This window comes from Paenibacillus sp. NPDC058367, assembly GCF_042723305.1.
Lineage (GTDB): Bacteria > Bacillota > Bacilli > Paenibacillales > Paenibacillaceae > Paenibacillus_AQ.
Genome location: NZ_JBHXIZ010000001.1, coordinates 1,642,877 through 1,665,665, shown reverse-complemented (window position 1 = coordinate 1,665,665; position 22,789 = coordinate 1,642,877). Strand labels below are relative to the sequence as shown.

The window sequence follows — 22,789 nt, the reverse complement described above, 5'->3', positions numbered from 1 at the left end:
CGAGCAGGTTTTGTTGCAATTTTTTAAAAATATTTCTGAAAAACGATGCCGGTCATGAATCCACTAAAAATGATAGTAAAAGTTTGTCTCCTCGGGCATATTAAAATGTCAAAACATACAGATTAGGGGGAGCAACGAATGGGTGGAATACTACGGATTTATAGGAACGACTGGCGCAACGTATTTAAGGTTCCTGTGGCCGTGTTCCTGATCGCTGCTTTGGTGGTGTTACCTTCTGTGTATGATTGGTTTAACGTTGCGGCGGTGTGGGATCCCTACAGTAATACCTCTGGCATTCAGATTGCTGTAACCAGTTTGGATGAAGGGACCACTGTGAAGGATAAGAGCTTCAATATCGGCAATGATGTCATGGAAAGTCTTCGGAATAATAAAAGCTTAGGCTGGACCTTCGTAGATGCAGAAGCTGCGCACAACGGTGTGAAGCGTGGAGATTATTATGCTAGTATTGTTATCCCTGCTGATTTCTCCAAAAGAATGACAGGAATCCTCGAAGGCAGGATCGTGAAACCAGAGATTGAATATACCGTCAATGAGAAGATAAATGCGATTGCCCCTAAAATCACAGATAAAGGTGCCTCTTCAATTACAACACAGATCAGTGAGAATTTTACGGAAACCATTAGCGAAACCGTATTTACGGCTTTAAAGCAAATTGATTCAAAATTCCAATCTGAATTGCCTATTATACGCAAGGTTGAAAAAGGGTTGTTTAAGTTAGAGGCAAGTCTCCCCGAGATTGAAACGGCAGGCCAACATGTATTGAAAATTGAGGAGCAATGGCCGCAAATTCATGCATCGGCAACGCGCATCTCTAAGCTGGAGGATAAGCTGCCTGAGGTTGAAAAGGCGGGATTGGCATTAGAAAAAATAGCTGAACATTGGCCTCAAATTGCCAATGTTGCAGATCATTTAGGGGAGCTGCAGGATAAGCTACCCAAAATTGAGCAAGCAGCACAGCTAATCGTTCAACTTGATAATCATTTTGGTGAAGTTGAACAAATCATGGTCAAGGCGTCGGAGGGTCTTGCGGAAGCAAATAAAGTTGTTAACACTGCCCTAACTGCGCTACCTAAGGCCGACAAAATTGTAACTGCTGGAAATGATTTTGTTCTAGAGCTTCAACAGTTCTTAGAGAAGAGTAATGCTGCATTTGAAGCGGTACCTGCCGCCCTCAAACAAAATATATATCTGCTGCAAAATACGGAGAACGCAGTAGTTCAGCTTGCTGAACTGCTGCAGGGAGAAGATATTGACCCGCAAGCGGTACGCGAGCAACTTGAGTCAGTTTCCGCTCAGCTGGTGTCGGGAAGTAACGTGATGGATCATACGCTTTCTTTGTTATCGGCACTGAATACATTCTCACCAGGAACAGTAACTAATGCTGAGATTGGCACCTTGAAGGCTGTAAACAATGCCTTGAGCAGGCAGTCTTCTTTGGTAAACTCGCTGGCGACGGATCTACAAAATGAGAGTCAGCCTGATCCGAGTAATGTTAAGCAATTGGGTCTTAAATCTGGCGAAGGGAACGTAGCCATTTCGAAGCTTATTTCCGAATATGAAGCGGCAACTATCCCTGCTATAAAAAATACATTAGAGCAAATATCCACTGCTGCTGAGACTACAGCGACTGCCCTGGAACAAGTTCCGGATCGTCTATCGGCGCTGGGTACCCTTCTTGAGGAGACTATGGCAGCGATTGAGTTCGGACAATCAAGCTTGGCTAGTCTACAGCAGGACTTACCAGCTATTCGTGAAGCGGTACATACAGCAGCTAGCGGTGTCGCAGATAAGACACAGAGCTTTGGTACTTTTGTTCGCGATACACTTCCACTAATTCAGAGCAGCTTGCCTGTTGCAGGAGAAAAAATACAACAAGCTGCAAATTTCGTCCGTCAGGATCTGCCGTCTGTAGAGGAACGGGTGCACCAGATTTCTGATCTGATACGTACAGGTCTCCCCCGTGCGGATAAGGGAGTGGCGATCGCAGCGGATATGGTGCGAAATGATCTTCCGATCCTGGAAGATTCGATTCGTAAAGCGGCAGCTACCATCCGTCAGATCAAAGATGAGGTGGATCTGGGAGAGATTGCTGAGCTGCTCGGAGGGGATATTAAGAGCAAAAGTGATTTTTTAGCCAATCCGGTAGTATTAAAAGAGAATAAGTTATATCCTATTCCGAATTATGGTTCGGCTATGACTCCTTTTTATGTTGTACTTTCCTTATGGGTAGGTGGCACACTCCTAATCTCACTTCTCCGTACGGGAGTGGATACTGAGGGAATTGTGTACAAGCGGTATCAATTGTATTTTGGACGTCTGCTGACGTTTCTTACGGTTGGAATTCTGCAAGCGTTGGTGGCTGTACTTGGTAATATCTTTATTCTGAAATGTTATGTGGTGGACAAGGTGTGGTTTGTCCTTTTTGCAGTATTAATTAGTATCGTATTCGTGACGATTGTTTTTACACTTGTCTCCGTATTCGGCAATGTTGGGAAGGGGATAGCAATCGTATTCATGGTGCTTCAATTCTCAAGCTCTGGCGGTACGTTTCCAATCAGTACAACAGGCCATTTCTTTCAAATGTTGAATCCGTTTATGCCATTTACTTATGCGATTAGTTTGATGCGGGAGGCGGTAGGGGGGATTCTGCCGGAAGTGGCGATTCGCGATTGTCTTTATTTGATCCTATTCGGTGTAATAGCACTCTTACTGGCGCTAACGCTCAAAAAGCCGCTGGAGCGTTATATCGAAAAGGCGGCTGAACAAGCCGAAGAATCCAAATTGATCTCTTAAGAAAAAAGAGGTTGTACCTAAGCCAATTGCTGTGGCTTTTGGTACAACCTCTTTTAGATTATCTCGCTGGAGCGAAATCGGCTACTGGCTTTAGAATCTCTTCAATTCGCTCCAAAGTATCTAGAGATAGAACGGCATCAACAGCTTGGGCGTTCTCTTCCACCTGCGCTGGCTTACTGGCCCCAATAATTGCAGAACTTACACCAGGTTGCCGTAGGGTCCAAGCTAACGCTAGTTGCGACAGCTTCAAATCAAGACTGTTAGCTAGTTCATCCAGCTGTCCGACAACAGTCAGTACATCATCGCGGAAGTAGCTGCGAATGACGCCATTTACCGAATCATCAGCTGCGCGGGTTCCTGCCGGAGGCTGTTGTCCAGGTTTGTATTTACCTGTCAGAATACCTTGAGCGAGTGGGGAAAAGACCACTTGTCCGAGGCCCTCACGCTGAGATACCTCAAGTACCTCATCTTCAATGTAACGTTCGAACATGTTATAGATAGGCTGATTGGAAATAAGCGGACGCAGATTTAGTCTGCGTGAAATGCCGGTGGCGTCAGAAATTTGAGCTGCGCTCCATTCGCTCACTGCTGAATACAGAATTTTACCTTGTGCAGTTAGGTCGTCCAGCGCGCGTAAAGTTTCCTCCACAGGCGTCTCTCTGTCAAAGCGATGACAAAAATAAACATCAATATAATCGGTTCCTAAACGGCGAAGGCTAGCTTCGCATTGCTCCATGATGTGCTTGCGTGACAAACCGCGATTATTCACATCTTCCCCCATGGGGAAGAATACCTTTGTACTCAGCACATAAGATGATCTTTCATAGGCGCGAAGAGCAGCGCCCATTGCTTTTTCGCCTTCACCACGGTTATAAGCATTAGCAGTATCAAAGAAATTGATACCGCATTCAAAAGCTTTGCTGATGCAGGCATCTGCTGCCTTTTGCTCTGCTGCTGTTCCATATGTAAGCCAGCTGCCTAAGCCGATTTCACTGACTTTTAGTCCTGAATTGCCTAGTCTTCTGTATTTCATTATTTTCTTCCCTCCTTGAGTTGTATATGTTAATTTTACTTGTATCCTATGAAACATTCAACTTGAATGTTTCATGTAAAAGACGAGATCAAGGAGATGAATCGTAGTAATGACTATTCCAACTTCTAAAGCTAAAAAAGTGATTTTGTTTCAGGGTGATTCTATTACGGATGGAAACCGTGGTCGTGATGAAGATCCCAATCATATTCTAGGACATAGCTATGCATATATCATTGGCGGTAAGCTAGGCAACGAACGGGCTGAGCAGAATCTCGTGTTCTATAACCGTGGAATTAGTGGGGATCGGATCTCCGATTTATATGCACGCTGGAATGAGGATGCGATTTACCTTCAGCCGAATATCATCAGTATTTTAATTGGTGTTAATGATCTATGGAGAACAATGAAAGGGGAACCAAGTGGTATAACGGACCGTTTTGAACGTGCGTACCGTCATGTGCTTGAAGAAACTGGGGAAGTACTTCCGCAAACGAAGCTGGTCTTGTGTGAGCCTTTTATTCTAAATACCGGAGCTCCGGCAGAACAATGGGACGAATGGAAAGAGCGGATTACTCATTATCAGGGTGTTGTTAAGCAGCTTGCAGAGGAATTTAATGCTGTGTTTGTTCCTTTACAGGAAGCATTTGATGCAGCTACTCGTAGAATAGATGCAGCCTACTGGCTGTGGGACGGCGTTCACCCGACAGCGGCTGGGCATGATCTGATTGCTGGGGAGTGGCTGAAGATCGTAGAGAAAAGCGGTCTTTTAAACGACTAGTGAAATAAAGGTTTCCCCTTATCTTTATTTATGCACCTACTGATTACTCAGCGGGTGCATAGATAAGAGATATATGATAGTTATTCAGAAACTCGATCCACTCCTCAGAAGGCTTCTCGTCTGTAACGATATAATCCACTCTATCGAAACTAAATAATTTAATGAACGCAGTCCTGTCGAACTTAGAGTGATCTGCGAGCAGAACTACTTTATTCGCCTGCTGTTGCATAAGAATCTTCAATTCACTTTCTTCTTCGTTCGAATCACTGAGCCCACCAGTCATAGACAACGCTTTACAGCTGAATATGGCTACGTCCACATTATATTTTTGAATAGTCTGTGAGGCGGTATGTCCAACGAAGGAGCTAGTCTCGGGGCCTAGTATTCCACCAGTAGAAATTAGCTTTTGCCCAGAATGTTGAAATTCGGATAATACAACCAAAGAATTCGTAATAATCGTCAGATTGTTTTTCTCCTCTATAATTCTCCGTAAAGCCTCAAAAACTGTTGAACTCGTATCCGTCACCAAACTGTCCCCATCATTAATTAATTGGAGAACATGATCAGCTATCGTACGTTTGGCCTCTATATTTACCTGATGTCTACTCACATAGGGAGGGTCCTCATTCGTGTGGGCATTAAGGATTGCACCGCCATAATTTTTCTTGGCAAGTCCTTCCTTATCCAGTTTATCCAGATCCCGCCGAATGGTCTCTTCCGAGACATTGAATTTTTGCGCCAGCTGAGCGACATGGACTTTCTTTTGTCTATACAGCTCATTAATGATTAAATCCCGCCGTTCAAATGCTTTCATCCGTTCACTCACCTCTATCATCATCTACTTCCTAGTTTACTACATTGCCCAATAAATCAAAGAAATAACCTCATATTCACATAATACCACAGTATAATAATATTAATACCACATAAAACCACATAATTTATCTATAAATATGTTGTTTTATGTTGACTAAAGCGTTTCCATATTTTATGATGAAGGAGAAATAGGTCCATTACCGATGATACTAAGATGATCTTGAGGAGGAACAGCAGTGATAGAAAACTATCCGAAAATTGGCATCCGCCCGACCATTGATGGCAGAAGAAGAGGGGTTCGCGAATCGTTAGAAGCTCAAACCATGGGTATGGCTCAGCGGGTAGCTAAGTTTATTGAAGAGAACTTATTTTATCCGGATGGCCGCCCCGTAGAGTGCATCATTGCCGATTCTACGATTGGTGGTGTTAAAGAAGCTGCTGCTGCGGCTCAGAAATTTGCTGGGGCTAATGTTGGCGTATCGATTACTGTGACCCCTTGCTGGTGTTATGGTTCTGAAACGATGGATATGGATGCCTCAATCCCACATGCGGTTTGGGGATTTAACGGAACGGAACGCCCAGGTGCGGTATATCTAGCTGCTGTTCTCTCTGCTTATGCACAAAAAGGAATTCCGGCGTTCGGTATCTATGGTGAGGATGTTCAGGAGTCTAGCAGTGAGGAGATTCCAGCGGATGTGCAGACTAAATTGCTGCAGTTCGCCAAAGCTGGGTTGGCTGTCGCTCAAATGCGAGGGAAATCCTATTTATCAATGGGTTCTGTTTCGATGGGGATTGCTGGATCGATTGTGAATGAACAGTTCTTCCAAGAGTATCTGGGAATGCGTAATGAATATATAGATATGTCAGAATATGTACGCCGCTTTGAAGAGGAGATTTATGATAAAGAGGAATATAAGCGAGCACTCGCGTGGACCAAAGAAAACTGCCAAGTTGGTGCCGATAATAATCCGAAGCATCTGCAAATAAGTGATGATGAGAAAGAGAAGCAGTGGGAGACTTGTGTGAAAATGACATTGATCGCCCGTGATCTGATGATCGGAAATCCTGTTCTCGCTGAGTTGGGCTTTGAGGAAGAGGCCAACGGTCATAATGCGATTGTGGGTGGGTTCCAAGGTCAACGCCAATGGACGGATCATTTTCCTAATGGGGATTTCATGGAAACGATACTGAACTCCTCTTTTGACTGGAATGGCAAACGTACACCTTATATCGTAGCGACAGAGAATGATAGCCTGAACGGAGTAACGATGCTGTTCAATTATTTGCTTACGAATACTGCACAAATTTTTGCGGATGTTCGAACCTTTTGGAGTCCGGATGCAGTTAAGCGAGTAACGGGTCATCAATTGGAAGGTGAGGCAGCACACGGAATACTTCACTTGATCAACTCGGGTTCGGCTGCACTTGATGGCACGGGTGAGCAGACGATAGAGGGTAAACCTGCGATTAAACCTTTTTGGGAAATTTCGGAGGATGAGGTAGAAGCATGTTTGAGCCATACCCAATTCCGCCCGGCTTCTCAAGAATATTTCCGCGGGGGCGGCTTCTCTACGGATTATTTAACTAAAGGCGGGATGCCAGTTACTATGGCACGGATGAACTTGGTTAAAGGGCTTGGACCTGTTCTTCAGCTTGTAGAGGGGCACACGGTTGAGCTGCCTGAAGATGTTCACCATACACTGGATCAAAGAACAGATCCGACTTGGCCAACAACCTGGTTTGCACCTAAGTTAACCAATAGTGGTTCTTTCCAATCAGTGTATGATGTCATGAATAATTGGGGCGCAAATCATGGAGCGATCAGTTATGGGCATATTGGGGCAGATTTGATTACGCTGGCGTCTATTCTGCGCATTCCGGTCAGCATGCATAACGTTGAGGAATCACGTATTTTTAGACCTCGGGTATGGTCGTTATTTGGTACCGAAGATCTGGAGGGAGCAGATTACAGAGCATGTCAGAACTTTGGACCCCTCTATTAAAATCTTCCTGTGAAGCAGGTGTGGTGAACAATGGGTGATACGATTAAGCTTCTAGCCATAGATCTCGGCGCCAGTTCCGGAAGAGTTATGCTGGGGATATATGATGGCGATAAGCTGCAAATGGAAGAAATTCATCGGTTTGAGAATACGCCGGTACAGGTCAACGGGCATTTATATTGGGATACTCTAAGGCTCTTCCATGAAATGAAGCAAGGGGTTCAAAAAGCCTTTAGGCAACATGGAGAACTGACGTCCTTAAGTGTGGATACATGGGGAGTCGACTACGGGTTTATTGATAAAAAAGGAATGATGCTCTATTCCCCCCATCATTACAGGGATCGGAGGATGGAGGCTCACCTTCTTAAATTGGAAGCGCTACTGTCACCTGCAGAGCAATTCCGTATGACCGGTCTTCAGCCAAGTGTCATTAATACACTTTATCAGCTGTTCTCTGATTTTCAGGATAATGATTCTCTTATGGAGACCGCGGATACGATTTTAATGATGCCAGATCTATTTCATTACCTGTTTTCAGGTATAAAAGCAGCAGAAAGCAGTATCTGGAGTACAAGCGGCTTAGTGGATGCTGTAACGGGAGAGCTCTCCTCTGAATTATTTAACAGACTTGGGATTCCGAGTAGTCTAGTTCCACAACAGGTTCATGCGGGAACAGTTATTGGATCTATCCTGCCGATTATTCAAGAGGAGCTTAATATAGGCCCGATGAAAGTGATAGCCGGCGCTTCACATGACACGGCTTCAGCAGTAGCTTCGATCCCTTATACTCGTAAGGATGAAGCAGCATTTTTAAGCTGTGGTACGTGGTCGTTGGTTGGTATGGAGACGCCTGAGCCGGTCATTTCAGAGAAAAGCTATGAATATGGTTTCACAAATGAACGTTGCTACGGTAATTCTAATCGTTTGCTAAAAAACACAACGGGACTATGGATTCTACAGGAGCTCCAGAGGAATTGGGCGAAAGCAGGAGAGAATTTTAGTCAAAGTGAAATGGTGGAATTAGCCCAAACGATTAATGGGGCGCCAGCGATCATTGACCCGAATGACCAGCTTTTCAGCACACCTGGTGTGATGATGCAGCGGATTCAGGAATATTGTGAGCGAACGGGGCAACAGTCGCCTAATACGAAAGCTGAGTTTATACGCGTTATCCTTGAGAGCCTTGCGCAATCATACTGTAGAACGATTGAAGAAATGGAAGAGATCACCGGCAAGATAATCACTATCATTCATATGGTTGGCGGTGGGATTCAAAATGAGCTATTATGCCAGCTCACCGCTGATGCTACGGGTAGAGAAGTCGTTGCAGGGCCAGTGGAGGCCAGTGGAATTGGCAATATCATTGTCCAGCTGGCTGCCCTGGGAAAATTGGAAGTTTCTAAGGCGAAAGAGTTCGTGGCACGATCTTTTACCTTTAAGACATACCAGCCTTCTTTGGTGAAAAACTCTAAAAAATAGGATACTAGGAGAGAACTTATGGATAACTTGGAACAAAAACTACGTTCGCAGATTTGTGATATTGGCAGAAATTTGTTTAATAAAGATTTCATTGCCGCCAATGATGGGAATATTTCAGCACGGTTATCAGAGAATGAAATTCTCACTACCCCCAGAGCGGTAAGCAAGGGATATTTAGAGCCACATATGATTGTAAAAGTAAACTTGCAAGGTGAAGTTCTTGAAGCGGCGGAAGGATACAGACCTTCAACGGAAACCAAAATGCATTTGAGAATTTATAATGAGCTACCTGAGATGAATGGTGTGGTTCATGCACATCCCCCGTATGCTACCGCTTTTGCCATTAAAGGTGAGGCGCTCGATAAAATGATGATGCCAGAGTCGGTTATCATGATCGGGGATATTCCTTTGGCGGAATACGGAACACCTTCAACAGAAGAAATCCCGGACTCAGTGATGCCTTTCCTTGGCAAAAAAACAGCAGTCCTGCTCGAAAATCACGGAGCACTTACTTGGGGAACGGATGTTATGGAGGCTTATCTGAATATGGAGAGACTCGAATATACAGCCAAGATTACCTTTATTACACGTATGATTGACGGGGAGAGAGAGCTGCCACAGCATCGGATTGATGAGCTGGTTGCTTTGAGATCTTTTTATGGGAAGTAATGAGGTGCTTGGATGTTGAAAAAAATTCCTAAGCTACTATCTCCGGAACTGGTACGTGTGATGATGGAAATGGGTCATGGTGATGAGCTTGTACTGGCAGATGCTAATTATCCAGGACACTCCTTAAACTCAAAAGTACTAAGATATGATGGTATTGGGATACCTGATCTTTTGGATGCAATATTGGAACTGCTGCCCCTAGATCATTATGTGGAACATCAGGTGGCGTTTATGGCTGTGGTTGAGGGAGATCCTACGGTGCCGGTGATCTGGTCCACGTACGAGTCGATAATCGCCAAACATGACGCTGAAGCGACGATTAAATATGAGGAGCGGTTTGATTTCTACAATCGTTCTAAGCAAAGTTATGCTGTTGTAGTCACAGGTGAAGAAGCACTTTATGGAAATATTATTATCAAAAAAGGTGTAATCAAGGCCTGATGATCAGCGATTCTGCTTGCGGTATTGCAGAGGTGAGCATTTGGCGATTTGCTTAAACACCCGCCCAAAGTGGGCGATGCTGTCAAAGCCTGTATTCTCTGCAATGGCAGTGACTTTAGTGTTAGTGCTCTGCAAGAGTCGTTGGGCTTCCTTGATCCGAATGTAGTTTAGATATTCAACAATGGTGAAGCCAGTGGTCTGTTTGAATAAACGGCAAAGATAGGTACTGCTGATGAAAAAAGTTTCGGATAGCTGCTCTAATGTAAGCTTTTCAACATAATGTGCCTGTAAATAATCGATCATTTCGTAGACTTTAAGCTGCTTCTCACTGCTCTCAGGAGCGATGGGCTCGCGGCTTATTTCTTGTACTCTGTTCATTTCAATAAATAACTGGATGAGAAGTGTCTGAAGATAGGGGATTTGCTGTGATCGATGTTCTTCTTGTTCTTTTAGCATGGAGAAAAGGATAGATTCGATGGCTCCTTGTTCATGTACTCCGGGACGCAGAAGTAAGCTTTGTGTAGTTAGAAAAGGAATGCTTAGGTCGTAGTTCGCCAATGTTTTTTGCAGAAAGTCCTCCTCAAAGTTAATCAATATTCGCTCATGGCGTGCTGAGCCCTTAGAAGTGGTGCGATGGAGTTCATTTTTGTTAATAAATATCAAATCACCTTTGCGTAAGGTATAAATCAGATTGTTGATATAATAGCTGCGCTCTCCTGCGAGTAAATAATAAATTTCATATGTATCGTGATAATGGTCGGAATCCATGCTGAATGGGCCGGCTCTTTTGATTTGTTCAATGATAAATGGAGGTTCTAGCTCCTGTTCCATTGTAGATTTGCCCCTTTCAGATAATGAAGCTAATATATGCAAAGTTTTCGCTATTTTTGCTAATAATCGCTTAGATTTGAATGTATTTTATACTATAAACTATAAGAAGAAACGGCATCAAAATCAATAGCGATGGAGTGATCCTTGTGTCGAAGAAGAAATATGTATTCGTAGGTACCGGTGGCCGAGCGGAGTTCTTCTATGGTGAGATAACTACGAATTATCGTGAAACTTCAGAAATTGTAGGCTTTTGCGATGTGAATGGGGCAAGAATGGATTATGCGAATCGATTACTGAAAGGGAAATATCAGTATCATGCGGTTCCTACTTATAAAGCTCATGAGTTTGATCGTATGATTGAAGAGACTAAGCCGGATGTAGTTATCGTTACGAGTATTGACCGCACACATCACCATTATATTATCCGGGCGATGGAGCTTGGCTGTGATGTGATTTCGGAGAAACCAATGACGGTAGATGAAGAGAAATGTCAGGAAATTCTTGAAGCGATTGAGAAGACGGGGAAAAAACTGCGTGTTACTTTCAATTACCGCTATGCCCCGCACAATACCAAAATCCGTGAATTGATCATGGATGGGGCGATTGGAGAAGTGTTATCTGTTAATTTTGAGTGGCTGCTAAATACACAGCATGGGGCGGATTACTTCCGCAGATGGCATCGGGATAAACGGAACAGCGGAGGGCTGTTGGTTCATAAATCAACACATCATTTCGATTTGATGAATTTCTGGTTGGGCTCTCGTCCGGATACGGTCTATGCCATGGGAGATTTAAGGTTCTATGGCAGAGAGAATGCGGAGAAGCGCGGGGGGACAGAGTTTTATCAGCGTGCCCATGGTAGTAGTGCAGCGGAAAATGATCCCTTTGCGCTTCATCTAAAAGACAACGAGCAGCTTAAGCAAATGTATCTGGATGCCGAGCATGAAGATGGGTACCTGCGAGATCAAAGTGTATTCGGTGATAATATCAGCATTGAGGATACGATGGCAGTCATGGTCAAATACAAAAACAAGATGATTATGAACTATTCACTTAATGCTTATTTGCCTTGGGAAGGCTTCATTGTAGTATTTAATGGGACGAAGGGGCGGATGGAAGTTAAGGTTGTTGAACAGTCCTATGTAAACGCCGGGGGGAAGAAAGAAGATGAAGGGGCACTAAAGGACAAGCAAATAACTGTATTCCCTCATTTTGCGCCGCCTTATGAAGTTGAAATTGAAGAAGGCGTTGGGGGACATGGGGGCGGAGATCCGGTCATGCTTCGTGATATTTTTGAACGACCTGTGGAGGATCGGTTTAATCGTGCAGCTTCCCATGTGGATGGGGCGTTGTCCATTATGACCGGGATTGCGGCTAATCGTTCGATCGCTACTGGACTTCCGGTGAAGGTGGATCAGTTAATCAAATGGTAGAAGGAAAAAGCTCAAAACCAAAAATAGTAGTAGCCTGTTTGTGAATAAACCGCTGCGGAGTGGAGGGTTCTTACGATCGCTGTTAAAGCCCAATTTCTGAATAGTAGAAAGATTAGCAGTTGAAATGGGTCTTTAAAGGCGAACACTGGCGTTTCTCCAGAATCCCTCCACCCCTCCGCTCTGTCTTCACGTCAATTTACTACTATTTTTAGATTGAGCTAAAAAAGTAAAAATAAAAGGCTGCCTCCATAGTCATTGTAGATGACTAAGAGACAGCCTTATTTATTTTGACACTAGTATTTATTGTTTGACGACGTTAAAGCCGTCTTTTTGCAATTGAGTCACAATGCCATCATCACCCAGCATGTGTAGTGCACCAACAACGACAAGATAAGTCGCTTTTTTATCACTATTTAAATACTCTTTTACATGCTTCGCCATGTTGGCATTCCGATCCGAAACAAGACCCTTATAGTATTCTGGCTCCTTAGCGACCGCTTGTGTCATAGCTACGAGGGATTGTTCATCCCCCTGCATCCACATTTGGGATAATGCATCCAGCGATGCCGTTGCTGCAGCTTTGTCCGTTTGCTTGAGGCTATCGAGTGTATCAAGGAGAAGCTTTTCTTGCAATCCATCTGAGAATTGATTGAACATGTTCAGCTGCAATTGCATATTTTCCAATTCAATGATAGGTTTATTCAGTTTACCTGCCTTCTGTGTGAAATATAGGTCGATACCCGTATCCGGTGTATAATCTGTTGTTTGCATTTGTAGGCTTGAGATACCTTGAGTAACGACCCATGGCTTATAGGAATCGAATGCATTTCCTGCAAGACCATTCGCTTTCAGAAGCGCAACAACTTTGTTATAGGTATCAGCGGAAACGTGATCCTTGAGCTTGGTCCCATCTGTATAAGAACCTTTCTCCGTAAGGAACTTTTGCATCTCCGTTTGATCAACCTTTGTTAAGTCAACTTCGACCCCGAGATATTGAGATGCTTCAAAAGCAGCTTCAATTTCCGGGCGTAGCGGGTACATTTTGTCGTTAGCCACATGGATAGAGCCAAGTAGATAGACGGTATTACCGTTGTTCTCCACTTTCCATAAGAATCCGGTGCTCCCTGCAGCCTCGTTATTAGCTGCAAAGGTGATGGTGCGCTGCGCCGCATTCCATTCTACCTTATAGCCGATAGTTTCACCGATAAAGCGGACAGGAACATAGGTGACATTGTTGATGGTTTTAGGAGCCACCTCTAGTTTTTTCTTCTCCCCGTTTACCGTTGCTGTGGTGCTGCCGATAGTCAGAGAGAGGGCTAGTCCATTTTTGGTCCCCGTTACGGTTTGGGTCTTTTTATTCCAATTCATATTTACATTAAGCTTCTCTAGGAGTGGACGCATAGGAACCAAGGTAGTTCCTTTTTCTACAACAGGGTTAGAATTTCCTAACTTTACTTCTGTTCCATCAATCCACACACCGACAGGCTTTTCAGCCGCATGGGCAGTGGTAAAGACAGACATAACCATGAAAATGGATAAAAATAATGCACCTAGCTTTTTCATTAATAGGACACTCCGTTTCTAAAAAAAATGAAAGTTGTAAGTCACTTTCTGATTTTAACGTATTTTTCCATAAATAGTTATACGTTTTGTTACTTCGTACAAAAGTCAAAATAATGCACATCAAAGCAAAAATCGCCCCTATTAGATCCTGTTGACTCTCCTTATCATGAAACATAAGAAACGAAGAGCCCGAAGGGAGCAAGGAACTTATGTGGAGCAATGCGATTGAAGATGCGATAGAGAAGGTACGTAAGAATATAGACCGATTCGGGGGCAGATTCCCTCATGTGAGCATGAATGGAACTTACCAGCTCAATAACAATGACGACTGGACCAATGGATTCTGGAGCGGCATGTTGTGGTTGTGCTATGAATATACGCAGGATGACAGCTTTCGTATCGCGGCATCTCATACCGTAGAGGATTTCCGCCGCCGTTTCGCGGCAAAGACGGTCCTTGATCATCACGACATCGGATTTTTGTATTCGTTATCCTCCAAGGCCCAGTGGATTATAGATAAAGACGAATCCGCGCGTCAGTTGACACTGCAGGCGGCGGACTTATTACTGAAGCGCTGGCGCACAGGCGGCGGTTATATTCAGGCTTGGGGACCTGTGGGAGATGCCCAGGAAGGTGGGCGCATCATTATTGATTGTCTGTTGAATCTCCCTCTTCTGTATTGGGCGGAACAACAGACCGGTGATTCCCTATATCGGCAGGTGGCGGTCATGCAGGCGGATAAGACGAAACGTTATCTGGTGCGGGGAGATGACAGCTCCTACCATACGTTTTTCTTCGACCAGAAGACCGGAGAGCCGATTGGCGGTGCTACACACCAAGGTTATACTAACGGATCGACTTGGACACGCGGGCAAGCCTGGGGCGTCTACGGTTTTGCATTGTCTTACCGCTATACTAAGGATCCGTTGTATTTGGAAACGTCCAAGCGGATGGCCCGCTATTTTCTGGAGCATTTGCCACAGGATCATGTCGCTTACTGGGACTTTAATGCTCCAGTGTCTGCGGATACGTACCGGGATAGCTCGGCCTCTGCAATTGTTGCGGCTGGACTACAGGAACTGCTGGAGCTAATGGAAGAGGGAGATCCCGAACGGGCTTATTTTCAGCAGGGATTAATACAGTCGATGACTTCACTTGTGCAGAACTATTCCACGATCGGTGAAGATGCGGAGGGGCTGCTGAAGCACGGCTCTTACCATGTACGCGGCGGTCTGTCTCCGGATGATTTCATGATCTGGGGAGATTATTTCTACCTCGAAGCGTTACTGCGGCTGCAAAAAGGCACCAGGGGGTACTGGTATGAACGCTGATGTCCGATCAACCTCTCCCTATGCTGTCTTTACGCTACTCGACCTTGAGTTACCTGCTCTAGCGCCCGTGAAGGATGCGCTCAGCCAAGCACGGCAGGACGATGCGCTGACTGAATTGCATCGGTATTTGACTAGTCGGAGCACGCCGGGCTGGCGGGCAGAGGACAGTCGGAAACAGCAGCATATCGATTATATACAGCAATATTGCGCAGATGAGCTGGAAGTCGTAATAAAGACGGCGGATGAAGTTATGGAGCAGACGTTTCTTTTTCGGTTTCCCTGGGATATGGAGCGCAGCCGCATTCCGGTTACCTTTGAGGAAGAAATTGACTGGCGTTATATTCCGGATAAGGATGTAGAATGGGCTTATATGCTGAATCGCCACCGCTACTGGGTGGCATTAGGACAAGCGTATGAGATAACAGGTAATGAGGAGTATGCGAGAACATTTTGCTGTCAGCTTGAAGATTGGATGGACCGTAATCCTGTTCCAGACATGCCTACGAATGATACGTTGACTTGGCGCACAATTGAAGCGGGTCTTCGCTGTGCGAACTGGATCAAAGCGCTGTCCTATATACAGGATAGTCCGCTGCTCACACCGACGCTTCTGGCGAAAGTGATGATATCCCTTCATGAACACAGCGAATATTTAGCTTTATCGTTTACGGGCTGGAAGAATATCAGCAATTGGGGCGTTCTGGAGACTTGTGGTTTATTCCAAACCGCGCTCTACTTCCCTGAGTTCACTAGGGCTAAGATTTGGCGACGGCTCGGTGAGGAGAGATTAGGGGAGACGGCTAGAATCCAGGTCATGGCGGACGGTATCCATTGGGAGCAATCGCCCACCTATCACCATGAGGTTCTGGTATGTTTTCTCGATTGCATCCGCTTGGCTCGCATGAATGGACTGGAGCTACAGGATGAACTTCAGCAAAAAGTTCATCAAATGGCCGTCGCTTCCTTGTATTGGGCCAAACCGAATCATCGGCAGCCGATGCTCGGGGATAGCGATGACAGCGATGTCCGTTCGATTTTGACTTATGCAGGTTGGTTGTTCCAGGATTCTGTGCTCCGCTTTGGCGGATACGATCATATGGATTATGACAATGCCTGGTTGTTCGGAACGAATGGAGTTGAAGGCTACGAGCAGCTGATTGCGGAGGAACCGCCTTACTTGTCGCGCTCTTTCACACATTCCGGTCATTATGTGATGCGAACGGGTTGGGACGAGCAGGACTTGTACCTATATTTCCACTGCGGACCGCTTGGTGGTGGACATGGTCACGCGGATTTGCTACATTTCGATCTGCATGCCTTTGGGCGGGATATGCTTACCGATCTGGGCAGATACAACTATAGTGATCACACACCACTTAGAAAAGCGTTAAAAGAAAGCGCTGCCCATAATACGACTACTGTTGACGGAATTGGATTCACTGAAATCACGGATACATGGTCCTTCTCCCAAATTGCGAAGCCGGCAGGCAGCAAATGGATCAGCAATCCGGACTTTGATTATGTTGAGGGCAGCCATGATGGCTACCGTCATTTGGATGATCCGGTACACCTGCTAAGGAGGATCATATTCATCAAGCCTTATTACTGGCTTCTGGTCGACAGCTTTAGCTGCCGTCAGGAGCATACGTTTTCCCAGCATTTTCATTTTGCGCCCGGAGCGGTTCAGATGGAAGAGGAGACATTCATTTGCCGTACAAAAAATGAGCGGGAAGCCAATCTTTGCATCATTCCCGTTAATGTTAAAGGACTTCAGGGCAAGATTGATGACGGGGTAATTTCCCGCGAATACAATCTGCTGGAACCTAATCAGCATGCCGTTTACGCCCGAACGGGAAAAGGAACGGTATCGATGATGCAGATGCTGTACCCGCAGCCTTCCGGTGAGCCGTTCTGTCCACTGGTTGAACAGGTACCGATTTACCGCCATACGGGTGAACCTGTGGATGCCGTGCAGGCGGAGGCATGCCGCATCAGCTTCCCTGAAAGGAATGAGGAGCATATTATCGTGATCAGTCATGAGGTTCCATCCAGCCACTTGGATTCCTATGTAGTGGAAGGTATACAAATATTTGGTGAAGTGGTGCTTATAGTTTTCGCAAACGGTCAAAAGAAAGTCACGGTAATCAGATAATGCATGTATACTGGATAACGGGCTGATAGAATAAAAGAAAAGAGCATGAGAGAGGCGCGGAGAAAACATGTTCAAATTCACTTACTATAGACGTATCCAGGTTTCATTTCTTTTGCTGATTTTTATTCCGCTGATTGCAGTATCGATCATCTCCTTTGTGCTTATTCGGGATACGATGGTAGAAAAGCTGCAGCTCAGCAACGATAACTTTCTGAACGTTATGATTGACGAACTAAACAAGACCATTGATGATGTGACATTTGCATCGCATTTTATTGTAAACGATACCAATTTTCGCGCCAATCTGAAGGTCTTTGCAGATACCGAGCGATTGAATACCTATCAGGATTACGTACAGTTTACGCAAATTCAGGATGTGTTTTCGCTCATCAACTCTAAGCCGCTAAATAATAACATTCGCATGTATTTGGTTAACCGGAAACACTTTGTGATCTCCTCTGGGACTGAGAATTTATCCGTGATTAATGCCAACATGGACAAGCTGATGGGACGTGTCAATATTCACGAACCGGAGACCTTGCAATGGCTTGGGATGGCTGACAGCGGTTCCGGTAAAAGCAGTAGCTACTATATTGCCAGAGTAATCTATGATAGCCGGGAGAAACAGCAGGTGTCCGTGCTTCTCATCTCGATTCCCGATGCCTATTTCAACAAATTGCTCGGGCCGGTCGAGTTTGGCAAGCTGGCGTTGTTTGATTCCAGAGGAGGTCTTATCGCCGGGAACTCAGAGCTAGCCCCAGAAGGCAAGGAAGCTAGAGGGAGCGTGCGTACGGCCAGAGCCATCGACAAATCCAATTGGGAGCTGGTCTATGAAGCTTCAGAGAAAGAATGGTCGGGCCAGATTTCGCGAACTTTTTATAGTGGTATTGGTTTAGTGCTTCTCTTGTTTATTGTCTTTTCGGCTACTTCCATGCTGATTGCCAAAAGATTGCATAGTCCGATCATGAAGCTGCAGCGCGTTGTGCGCCAGTTCGGGATGGGGAATCTTGATGTCAGGCTGGAGGTCAAGGGCAAGGATGAAATCGCTGAGCTAGGGCAGACATTGAATACTATGCTGGATCAACTGCAAGGATTGATTCACGACATCGAGCTGGAGCAAGAACAGAAGCGAGTGATGGAACTTGAGGCGCTGTTTATGCAGATTCGTCCCCACTTTTTGATCAACACGTTGAATTCGATCAAATGTAGCCTTATTTTGGCTAAAGATAAGCTGCACAGCGGGATCATTGATTCGCTAATGAGTCTTCTCCGTGCCTATCTGAAGGTCAATGAACCGGCTACCTTACGGGAAGAATGCAGACTGCTTAGCCATTATATCGACATCATGAAGATCCGCAACGAAATCCCTCTTGAACTGGAGGTCGATCTGGAAGCGGATACAGAGAAGCTCATCGTTCCTAAACTTATTCTGCAGCCGCTCGTAGAGAATGCCATCGTTCACGGTCTAGTTGACCACCCGGCACCGCGTATTGTCGTCCGTGCCCGAACGATCCCTGATGGGATTATGATTGAAGTCGAAGACAATGGCTGTGGTGCAGGGGCAGAAATTCTGGCAGGACTGAACCGCAGATTGCTCTACAAGGACGATGAACAGGATGGAACTTATCAAAGGGTCGGTTTAATTAACGTGGTTCAAAGGCTGAGGCTGACCTATGGTCAGGATACCCGCTTGTCGCTGCATAATTTGCCGCAAGGTGGGGTGTCCGTTTCACTGTATTTGCCGCAAGGCAATCATCAGGTTAATCTGTCGGAGAGAGAGGGATATTGATGTATAAAGTGATGCTCATAGATGATGATGTTCCTATGCTCAAGGTGCTTCAGCAGATGATTGACTGGGAAGCACATAGCTTGCAGATTGTCGGCAGCACCTATTCCAGTGCCAAGGCGTTATTAATGTTTGAGGAAGTACAACCCGATATCGTGATCACAGATATTGGCTTGCCGCAAAAGAACGGGATTGAGCTGGCCGATTACTTTACCCGGATGAAGCCGGAGGTCAGAATTATTTTCCTGACCTGTCATGAGGATTTCCATTATGCTCAGCAAGCGGTAAAGCTGAAGGTGGATGACTATTTAATTAAGGACCAGCTTACGGACGAGCAACTGGAGAAAAGCCTTGCCAAGTCTGTACGCTTGCTTAAATCGAAGATCGGGCTAATCAAGCATGGGGAGACGGGTTACAACAGCCAGTTATTCCGGCAGAATCTGCTGCAAAGGGTGATTGGCGGCGCCCCGCCCGAAACCACGCTAGCCTATGCGGCGCAAATCGGCATATCCTGGACATACCCGTGGTTCATGCTGGGCACGGTCAGCATTCACTTTTCCAGTTTCGAGAAGAGGTACAAGCAGAGCGAGTATCCACTTATTTTATATGCCATCTACAATATAGCCCTAGAGCTGTCTGAAGCGTGTGAGGGGATTACGCCTTTTTTGGAACAGAAGAATATTGTAATTCTGTATAATTACCGTGTAAATCTGGCGCAGAATGCCAGTCTTTATTTTCATGATTATTTACAGCGATTGTGTTCCGAGTGCTCCCATCTCCTTAAGATTCAACCGGGCATCATCGCAGTCACTGAGAAAATAGAGCTGCAGGCGATTGGACAGATTCATCGGCAAATTGTCCAGGACAAGTGCGAGTTCTATGCGAGTGCGGAATACACAGTTCTGGATACTCTGCAAATCGCTACCCCTCGCTTCCAGCCTGCTCCTCAAGGATTTCTGGATAGTTATATCCCGCAGATGGAACGGGCCGTGATTAAAAATGATCTTGAAGCCATCCGTGGCACTCTTCAGGAAATCGCTAGGACTGCAAAAGTTATGGCTATCCATCCGGGCGATTTCGTCCGGGATTTATCCTTTATGCTCCGAGGTATCGAGCTGATGTTCACTAGCCTAACATTCGATGAGGATCTGTTCGTCTATCTCGTACAAACCCGCACACTGGAGGATACGATGGAACTGGTGGAAAGAAAGCTTGTGCAGATTACAGGCAACAAACAGCAGGTGGCGGGAACTCCCCCGCAGGAGCCCAAGCTGCAGCTTATCCAGCAATTTATCGATCAGCATCTTGGTGATAACATCACTTCAATTGATATGGCACGTTATCTCTTTCTGGATCCGAGCTATTTCTCTCGTTATTTCAAACGCATGACAGGTCTGACTTTTACGGACTATGTACATCAGCACAAGATGAAGGTTGCGACCAAAATGCTGAAAATCTCCAGCCAGAACCTGGAATCGCTAGCCGTTGGTTTGGGATATTCGGACAGAACCTATTTTTCAAAAGTGTTTAAAAAATATGTGGGAACAACACCGAGTGAATATAAATCCAAACACTCGGTACGCTGAGAAGCGCAATTCTCAACCTACCGAATAGACCAGCCGCCCATCTAGGGCGGTTTTTTTGATGTCGAAAGACAAAGGTCAAAATCTTGCACATCTCGGGTCATAATCACTCCTTCATGCGGGAGGCGGATATATTACTATAATGACAAATCAAATTGTCGAGGTGATACAACGTGGAGGCTGCAAAACAACCTGTGCCAAAAATTCTGCAGGAGAAGCGGAAGTTCTGGACTCCGCAGCGGAAAGAGGCTTTGACCGGGTGGCTGTTTCTAGCTCCGGAAATTGTCGGAATGCTTTTTCTTAATGTATTTGCACTTGGATTCTCACTTTATTTAAGCTTCTCGAAATGGGATCTATTGTCGGGGGTTCAAGGAATCGAGTTTATCGGATTGGATAACTATATCAAAATGTTCCATGATCCGAGCATCATTCAAGCTTTGAAGAACAATGCTATTTATATGATTATGACCGTGCCGATACCGATTGCGATTGCTTTGGTGCTGGCGGCATTGATTCAAAATAGTGTATTTCTTAAAAATTATTTCAAAGTTGCCTTCTTTATCCCTTATATTTCTTCGATTATTGCAATTGCCGCCGTATGGAGCGCATTGTTCCATCCATCCCTTGGACCGATCAATCAGTTCTTGATGGAGCTTGGAATTTCCAGTCCTCCAAAATGGCTGGTGGATCCAAAGACCTCGCTGTTATCGATTGCCATTATCAGTTCTTGGGCGAGTCTGGGTTACACGATTATTATCTATATGGCCGGCTTGACGAATATTTCCGATGAAATCTACGAAGCCGCCGAAATAGATGGAGCCAGCGCACTGAAGAAATTCTTTGCCATCACGGTTCCGATGCTGCGTCCAACCACGTTCTTCTTGCTTATAACTATGCTGATTGGCTCGTTTAAGGTGTTCGACATCATCGCGTTTTTGACCGAAGGTGGCCCGAACAATTCTTCTACCGTGCTTGTGTTCAGGATCTATGAGGAAGGGTTCAAATACTACAACATGGGCTATGCTTCTGCAATTTCCTGGCTGCTATTCGCCGTCATAGGCTTGATCACCGCAGCTACTTGGAAAATGAGAAATGAAGAATAAAGGGGGGAGATTAACATGCAACTGATTAGAAAAAATATGTCCAGAGTGATCACTACCTGCATCATGGGGGCTTTGTCCATTGTATTTCTTATTCCTCTGATCTGGATGATTTCCGCAGCCTTTAAATATGAGAAAGATGTTATGCGCTTCCCGATCCAATGGATTCCCGAGAAGATCAATGTAGCGTATAATTTCAAGATGGTTTGGATGGGACGAGTACCTTTTTCTCATTTCTATTTAAATTCCTTTAAAGTTGCGATTATTACAACCTTAATTACACTTATCATTTCATCTATGTCGGCGTACGCCTTGACCAAAATCAAGTTCAAAGGACGAAATATGGTGTTTCTGGCGCTGCTGTCGTTCATGATTATACCTGACCAGGCCACACTGATTCCGCGCTTTCTGCTGATTCGCTGGTTCGGTCTTTATGATACTCATGCTGCAATCATATTAATGAGTATGTTCTCCATCTACTTCACGTTCCTGCTGCGGCAATTTATGATTGGTGTCAGCGACGAATACATTGAAGCGGCACGAATTGACGGTGCAGGCCATTTACGGATATTCTGGTCTATCATTATTCCGCTCTGCAAGCCGGTGCTCGCTACGGTGGCGATCATCAAATTTATCTGGACCTGGAATGATTACCAGAATCCGCTGATCTTCTTACTAAATAAGAATTTGTACACTATTCCACTCGGTATGACACTGTTCCGGGACGATTATTCGAACAACTATGCGATTATGATGACGGCAGCTGTTTCGGCGATCATCCCGCTCGTCATCGTGTTCATTGCCCTGCAAAAGCAAGTCATTAACGGAATCTCCCTTGGCGGCGTAAAGGGCTGACCTGCGGGTGTACACGATAGATAGTAAAAGTCAAAAATGTGATCCTACAACAGCAAAATTGTGCACTTGGCGACTAAAGCGGATGCCTATAATAAGAAATGAACAAGGCACTATACTTAAAATTC

At 45.1% G+C, this 22,789-nt stretch carries 17 protein-coding genes; 13 read left to right on the top strand and 4 right to left on the bottom strand.

What is annotated here, in order from left to right; genetic code table 11:
- The first annotated feature begins 138 nt into the window (after nucleotides 1–138).
- On the top strand, nucleotides 139–2,814 hold the full coding sequence (locus ACFWMP_RS07200; RefSeq protein WP_379422751.1) for a YhgE/Pip domain-containing protein: 2,676 nt from the start codon (nucleotides 139–141) through the stop codon (nucleotides 2,812–2,814).
- A 58-nt stretch (nucleotides 2,815–2,872) separates the two neighbouring features.
- On the opposite strand, the gene ACFWMP_RS07195 is transcribed toward ACFWMP_RS07200, so the two are convergent.
- Nucleotides 2,873–3,847 carry an aldo/keto reductase family protein gene (locus ACFWMP_RS07195; RefSeq protein ID WP_379422749.1) on the bottom strand — a complete coding sequence of 325 codons (975 nt, stop codon included), beginning with the start codon at nucleotides 3,845–3,847 and terminating at the stop codon, nucleotides 2,873–2,875.
- A 109-nt stretch (nucleotides 3,848–3,956) separates the two neighbouring features.
- On the opposite strand from ACFWMP_RS07195, the gene ACFWMP_RS07190 reads away from it, so the two are divergent.
- Complete coding sequence (locus ACFWMP_RS07190; RefSeq protein WP_379422747.1) at nucleotides 3,957–4,625, top strand: SGNH/GDSL hydrolase family protein; 669 nt, start codon at nucleotides 3,957–3,959, stop codon at nucleotides 4,623–4,625.
- 43 nt (nucleotides 4,626–4,668) lie between these two features.
- Here the strand turns inward: ACFWMP_RS07190 and ACFWMP_RS07185 are convergent, their stop codons facing one another.
- A complete protein-coding gene (locus ACFWMP_RS07185) occupies nucleotides 4,669–5,439 on the bottom strand; it encodes a DeoR/GlpR family DNA-binding transcription regulator (protein ID WP_042193458.1) in 771 nt (256 codons plus the stop codon).
- 238 nt (nucleotides 5,440–5,677) lie between these two features.
- On the opposite strand from ACFWMP_RS07185, the gene ACFWMP_RS07180 reads away from it, so the two are divergent.
- From ACFWMP_RS07180 to fucU, 4 genes are read left to right on the top strand one after another with little or no spacing between them, the layout of a single operon-like run.
- The gene (locus ACFWMP_RS07180) at nucleotides 5,678–7,444 is read left to right on the top strand and encodes an L-fucose isomerase (RefSeq protein WP_379422745.1); all 1,767 of its coding nucleotides are present in this window, start codon (nucleotides 5,678–5,680) and stop codon (nucleotides 7,442–7,444) included.
- Between the two features lie 30 nt (nucleotides 7,445–7,474).
- Entirely contained in the window at nucleotides 7,475–8,920 is a 1,446-nt protein-coding gene (locus tag ACFWMP_RS07175) for a rhamnulokinase (protein WP_379422743.1), read from the top strand.
- A gap of 18 nt (nucleotides 8,921–8,938) precedes the next feature.
- Complete coding sequence (locus ACFWMP_RS07170) at nucleotides 8,939–9,589, top strand: class II aldolase/adducin family protein (RefSeq protein ID WP_076284305.1); 651 nt, start codon at nucleotides 8,939–8,941, stop codon at nucleotides 9,587–9,589.
- Nucleotides 9,590–9,601: 12 nt separating this feature from the next.
- Nucleotides 9,602–10,030: an L-fucose mutarotase gene (gene fucU, locus ACFWMP_RS07165; RefSeq protein ID WP_076284304.1), complete on the top strand. Its 429-nt coding sequence runs from the start codon at nucleotides 9,602–9,604 to the stop codon at nucleotides 10,028–10,030.
- Between the two features lie 3 nt (nucleotides 10,031–10,033).
- Here fucU and ACFWMP_RS07160 read toward each other — a convergent pair whose 3' ends face one another.
- Complete coding sequence (locus ACFWMP_RS07160) at nucleotides 10,034–10,861, bottom strand: helix-turn-helix transcriptional regulator (protein WP_339269678.1); 828 nt, start codon at nucleotides 10,859–10,861, stop codon at nucleotides 10,034–10,036.
- 146 nt (nucleotides 10,862–11,007) lie between these two features.
- Between ACFWMP_RS07160 and ACFWMP_RS07155 the strand changes: the two genes are divergently transcribed.
- Nucleotides 11,008–12,294, top strand: coding sequence for a Gfo/Idh/MocA family protein (locus ACFWMP_RS07155; protein ID WP_379422740.1), 1,287 nt, complete (start codon nucleotides 11,008–11,010; stop codon nucleotides 12,292–12,294).
- Between the two features lie 300 nt (nucleotides 12,295–12,594).
- Here ACFWMP_RS07155 and ACFWMP_RS07150 read toward each other — a convergent pair whose 3' ends face one another.
- Complete coding sequence (locus ACFWMP_RS07150) at nucleotides 12,595–13,857, bottom strand: TraB/GumN family protein (RefSeq protein WP_379422738.1); 1,263 nt, start codon at nucleotides 13,855–13,857, stop codon at nucleotides 12,595–12,597.
- A gap of 209 nt (nucleotides 13,858–14,066) precedes the next feature.
- Between ACFWMP_RS07150 and ACFWMP_RS07145 the strand changes: the two genes are divergently transcribed.
- The 6 genes from ACFWMP_RS07145 to ACFWMP_RS07120 all read left to right on the top strand — a co-directional run bounded on the left by ACFWMP_RS07145 (nucleotide 14,067) and on the right by ACFWMP_RS07120 (nucleotide 22,664).
- Complete coding sequence (locus ACFWMP_RS07145) at nucleotides 14,067–15,188, top strand: glycoside hydrolase family 88 protein (RefSeq protein ID WP_379422736.1); 1,122 nt, start codon at nucleotides 14,067–14,069, stop codon at nucleotides 15,186–15,188.
- Nucleotides 15,178–17,340 (top strand): alginate lyase family protein, encoded by a 2,163-nt coding sequence (locus tag ACFWMP_RS07140; protein WP_379422734.1) that lies wholly within the window; start codon nucleotides 15,178–15,180, stop codon nucleotides 17,338–17,340. Before ACFWMP_RS07145 ends, ACFWMP_RS07140 begins: the two co-directional genes overlap by 11 nt.
- A gap of 67 nt (nucleotides 17,341–17,407) precedes the next feature.
- Nucleotides 17,408–19,129 carry a sensor histidine kinase gene (locus ACFWMP_RS07135; protein ID WP_379422732.1) on the top strand — a complete coding sequence of 574 codons (1,722 nt, stop codon included), beginning with the start codon at nucleotides 17,408–17,410 and terminating at the stop codon, nucleotides 19,127–19,129.
- The gene (locus ACFWMP_RS07130; protein WP_341061505.1) at nucleotides 19,129–20,712 is read left to right on the top strand and encodes a response regulator transcription factor; all 1,584 of its coding nucleotides are present in this window, start codon (nucleotides 19,129–19,131) and stop codon (nucleotides 20,710–20,712) included. Before ACFWMP_RS07135 ends, ACFWMP_RS07130 begins: the two co-directional genes overlap by 1 nt.
- Nucleotides 20,713–20,882: 170 nt before the next feature.
- A complete protein-coding gene (locus ACFWMP_RS07125) occupies nucleotides 20,883–21,812 on the top strand; it encodes a carbohydrate ABC transporter permease (RefSeq protein ID WP_042125419.1) in 930 nt (309 codons plus the stop codon).
- A 15-nt stretch (nucleotides 21,813–21,827) separates the two neighbouring features.
- On the top strand, nucleotides 21,828–22,664 hold the full coding sequence (locus ACFWMP_RS07120; protein ID WP_042186014.1) for a carbohydrate ABC transporter permease: 837 nt from the start codon (nucleotides 21,828–21,830) through the stop codon (nucleotides 22,662–22,664).
- Nucleotides 22,665–22,789 lie beyond the last annotated feature (125 nt).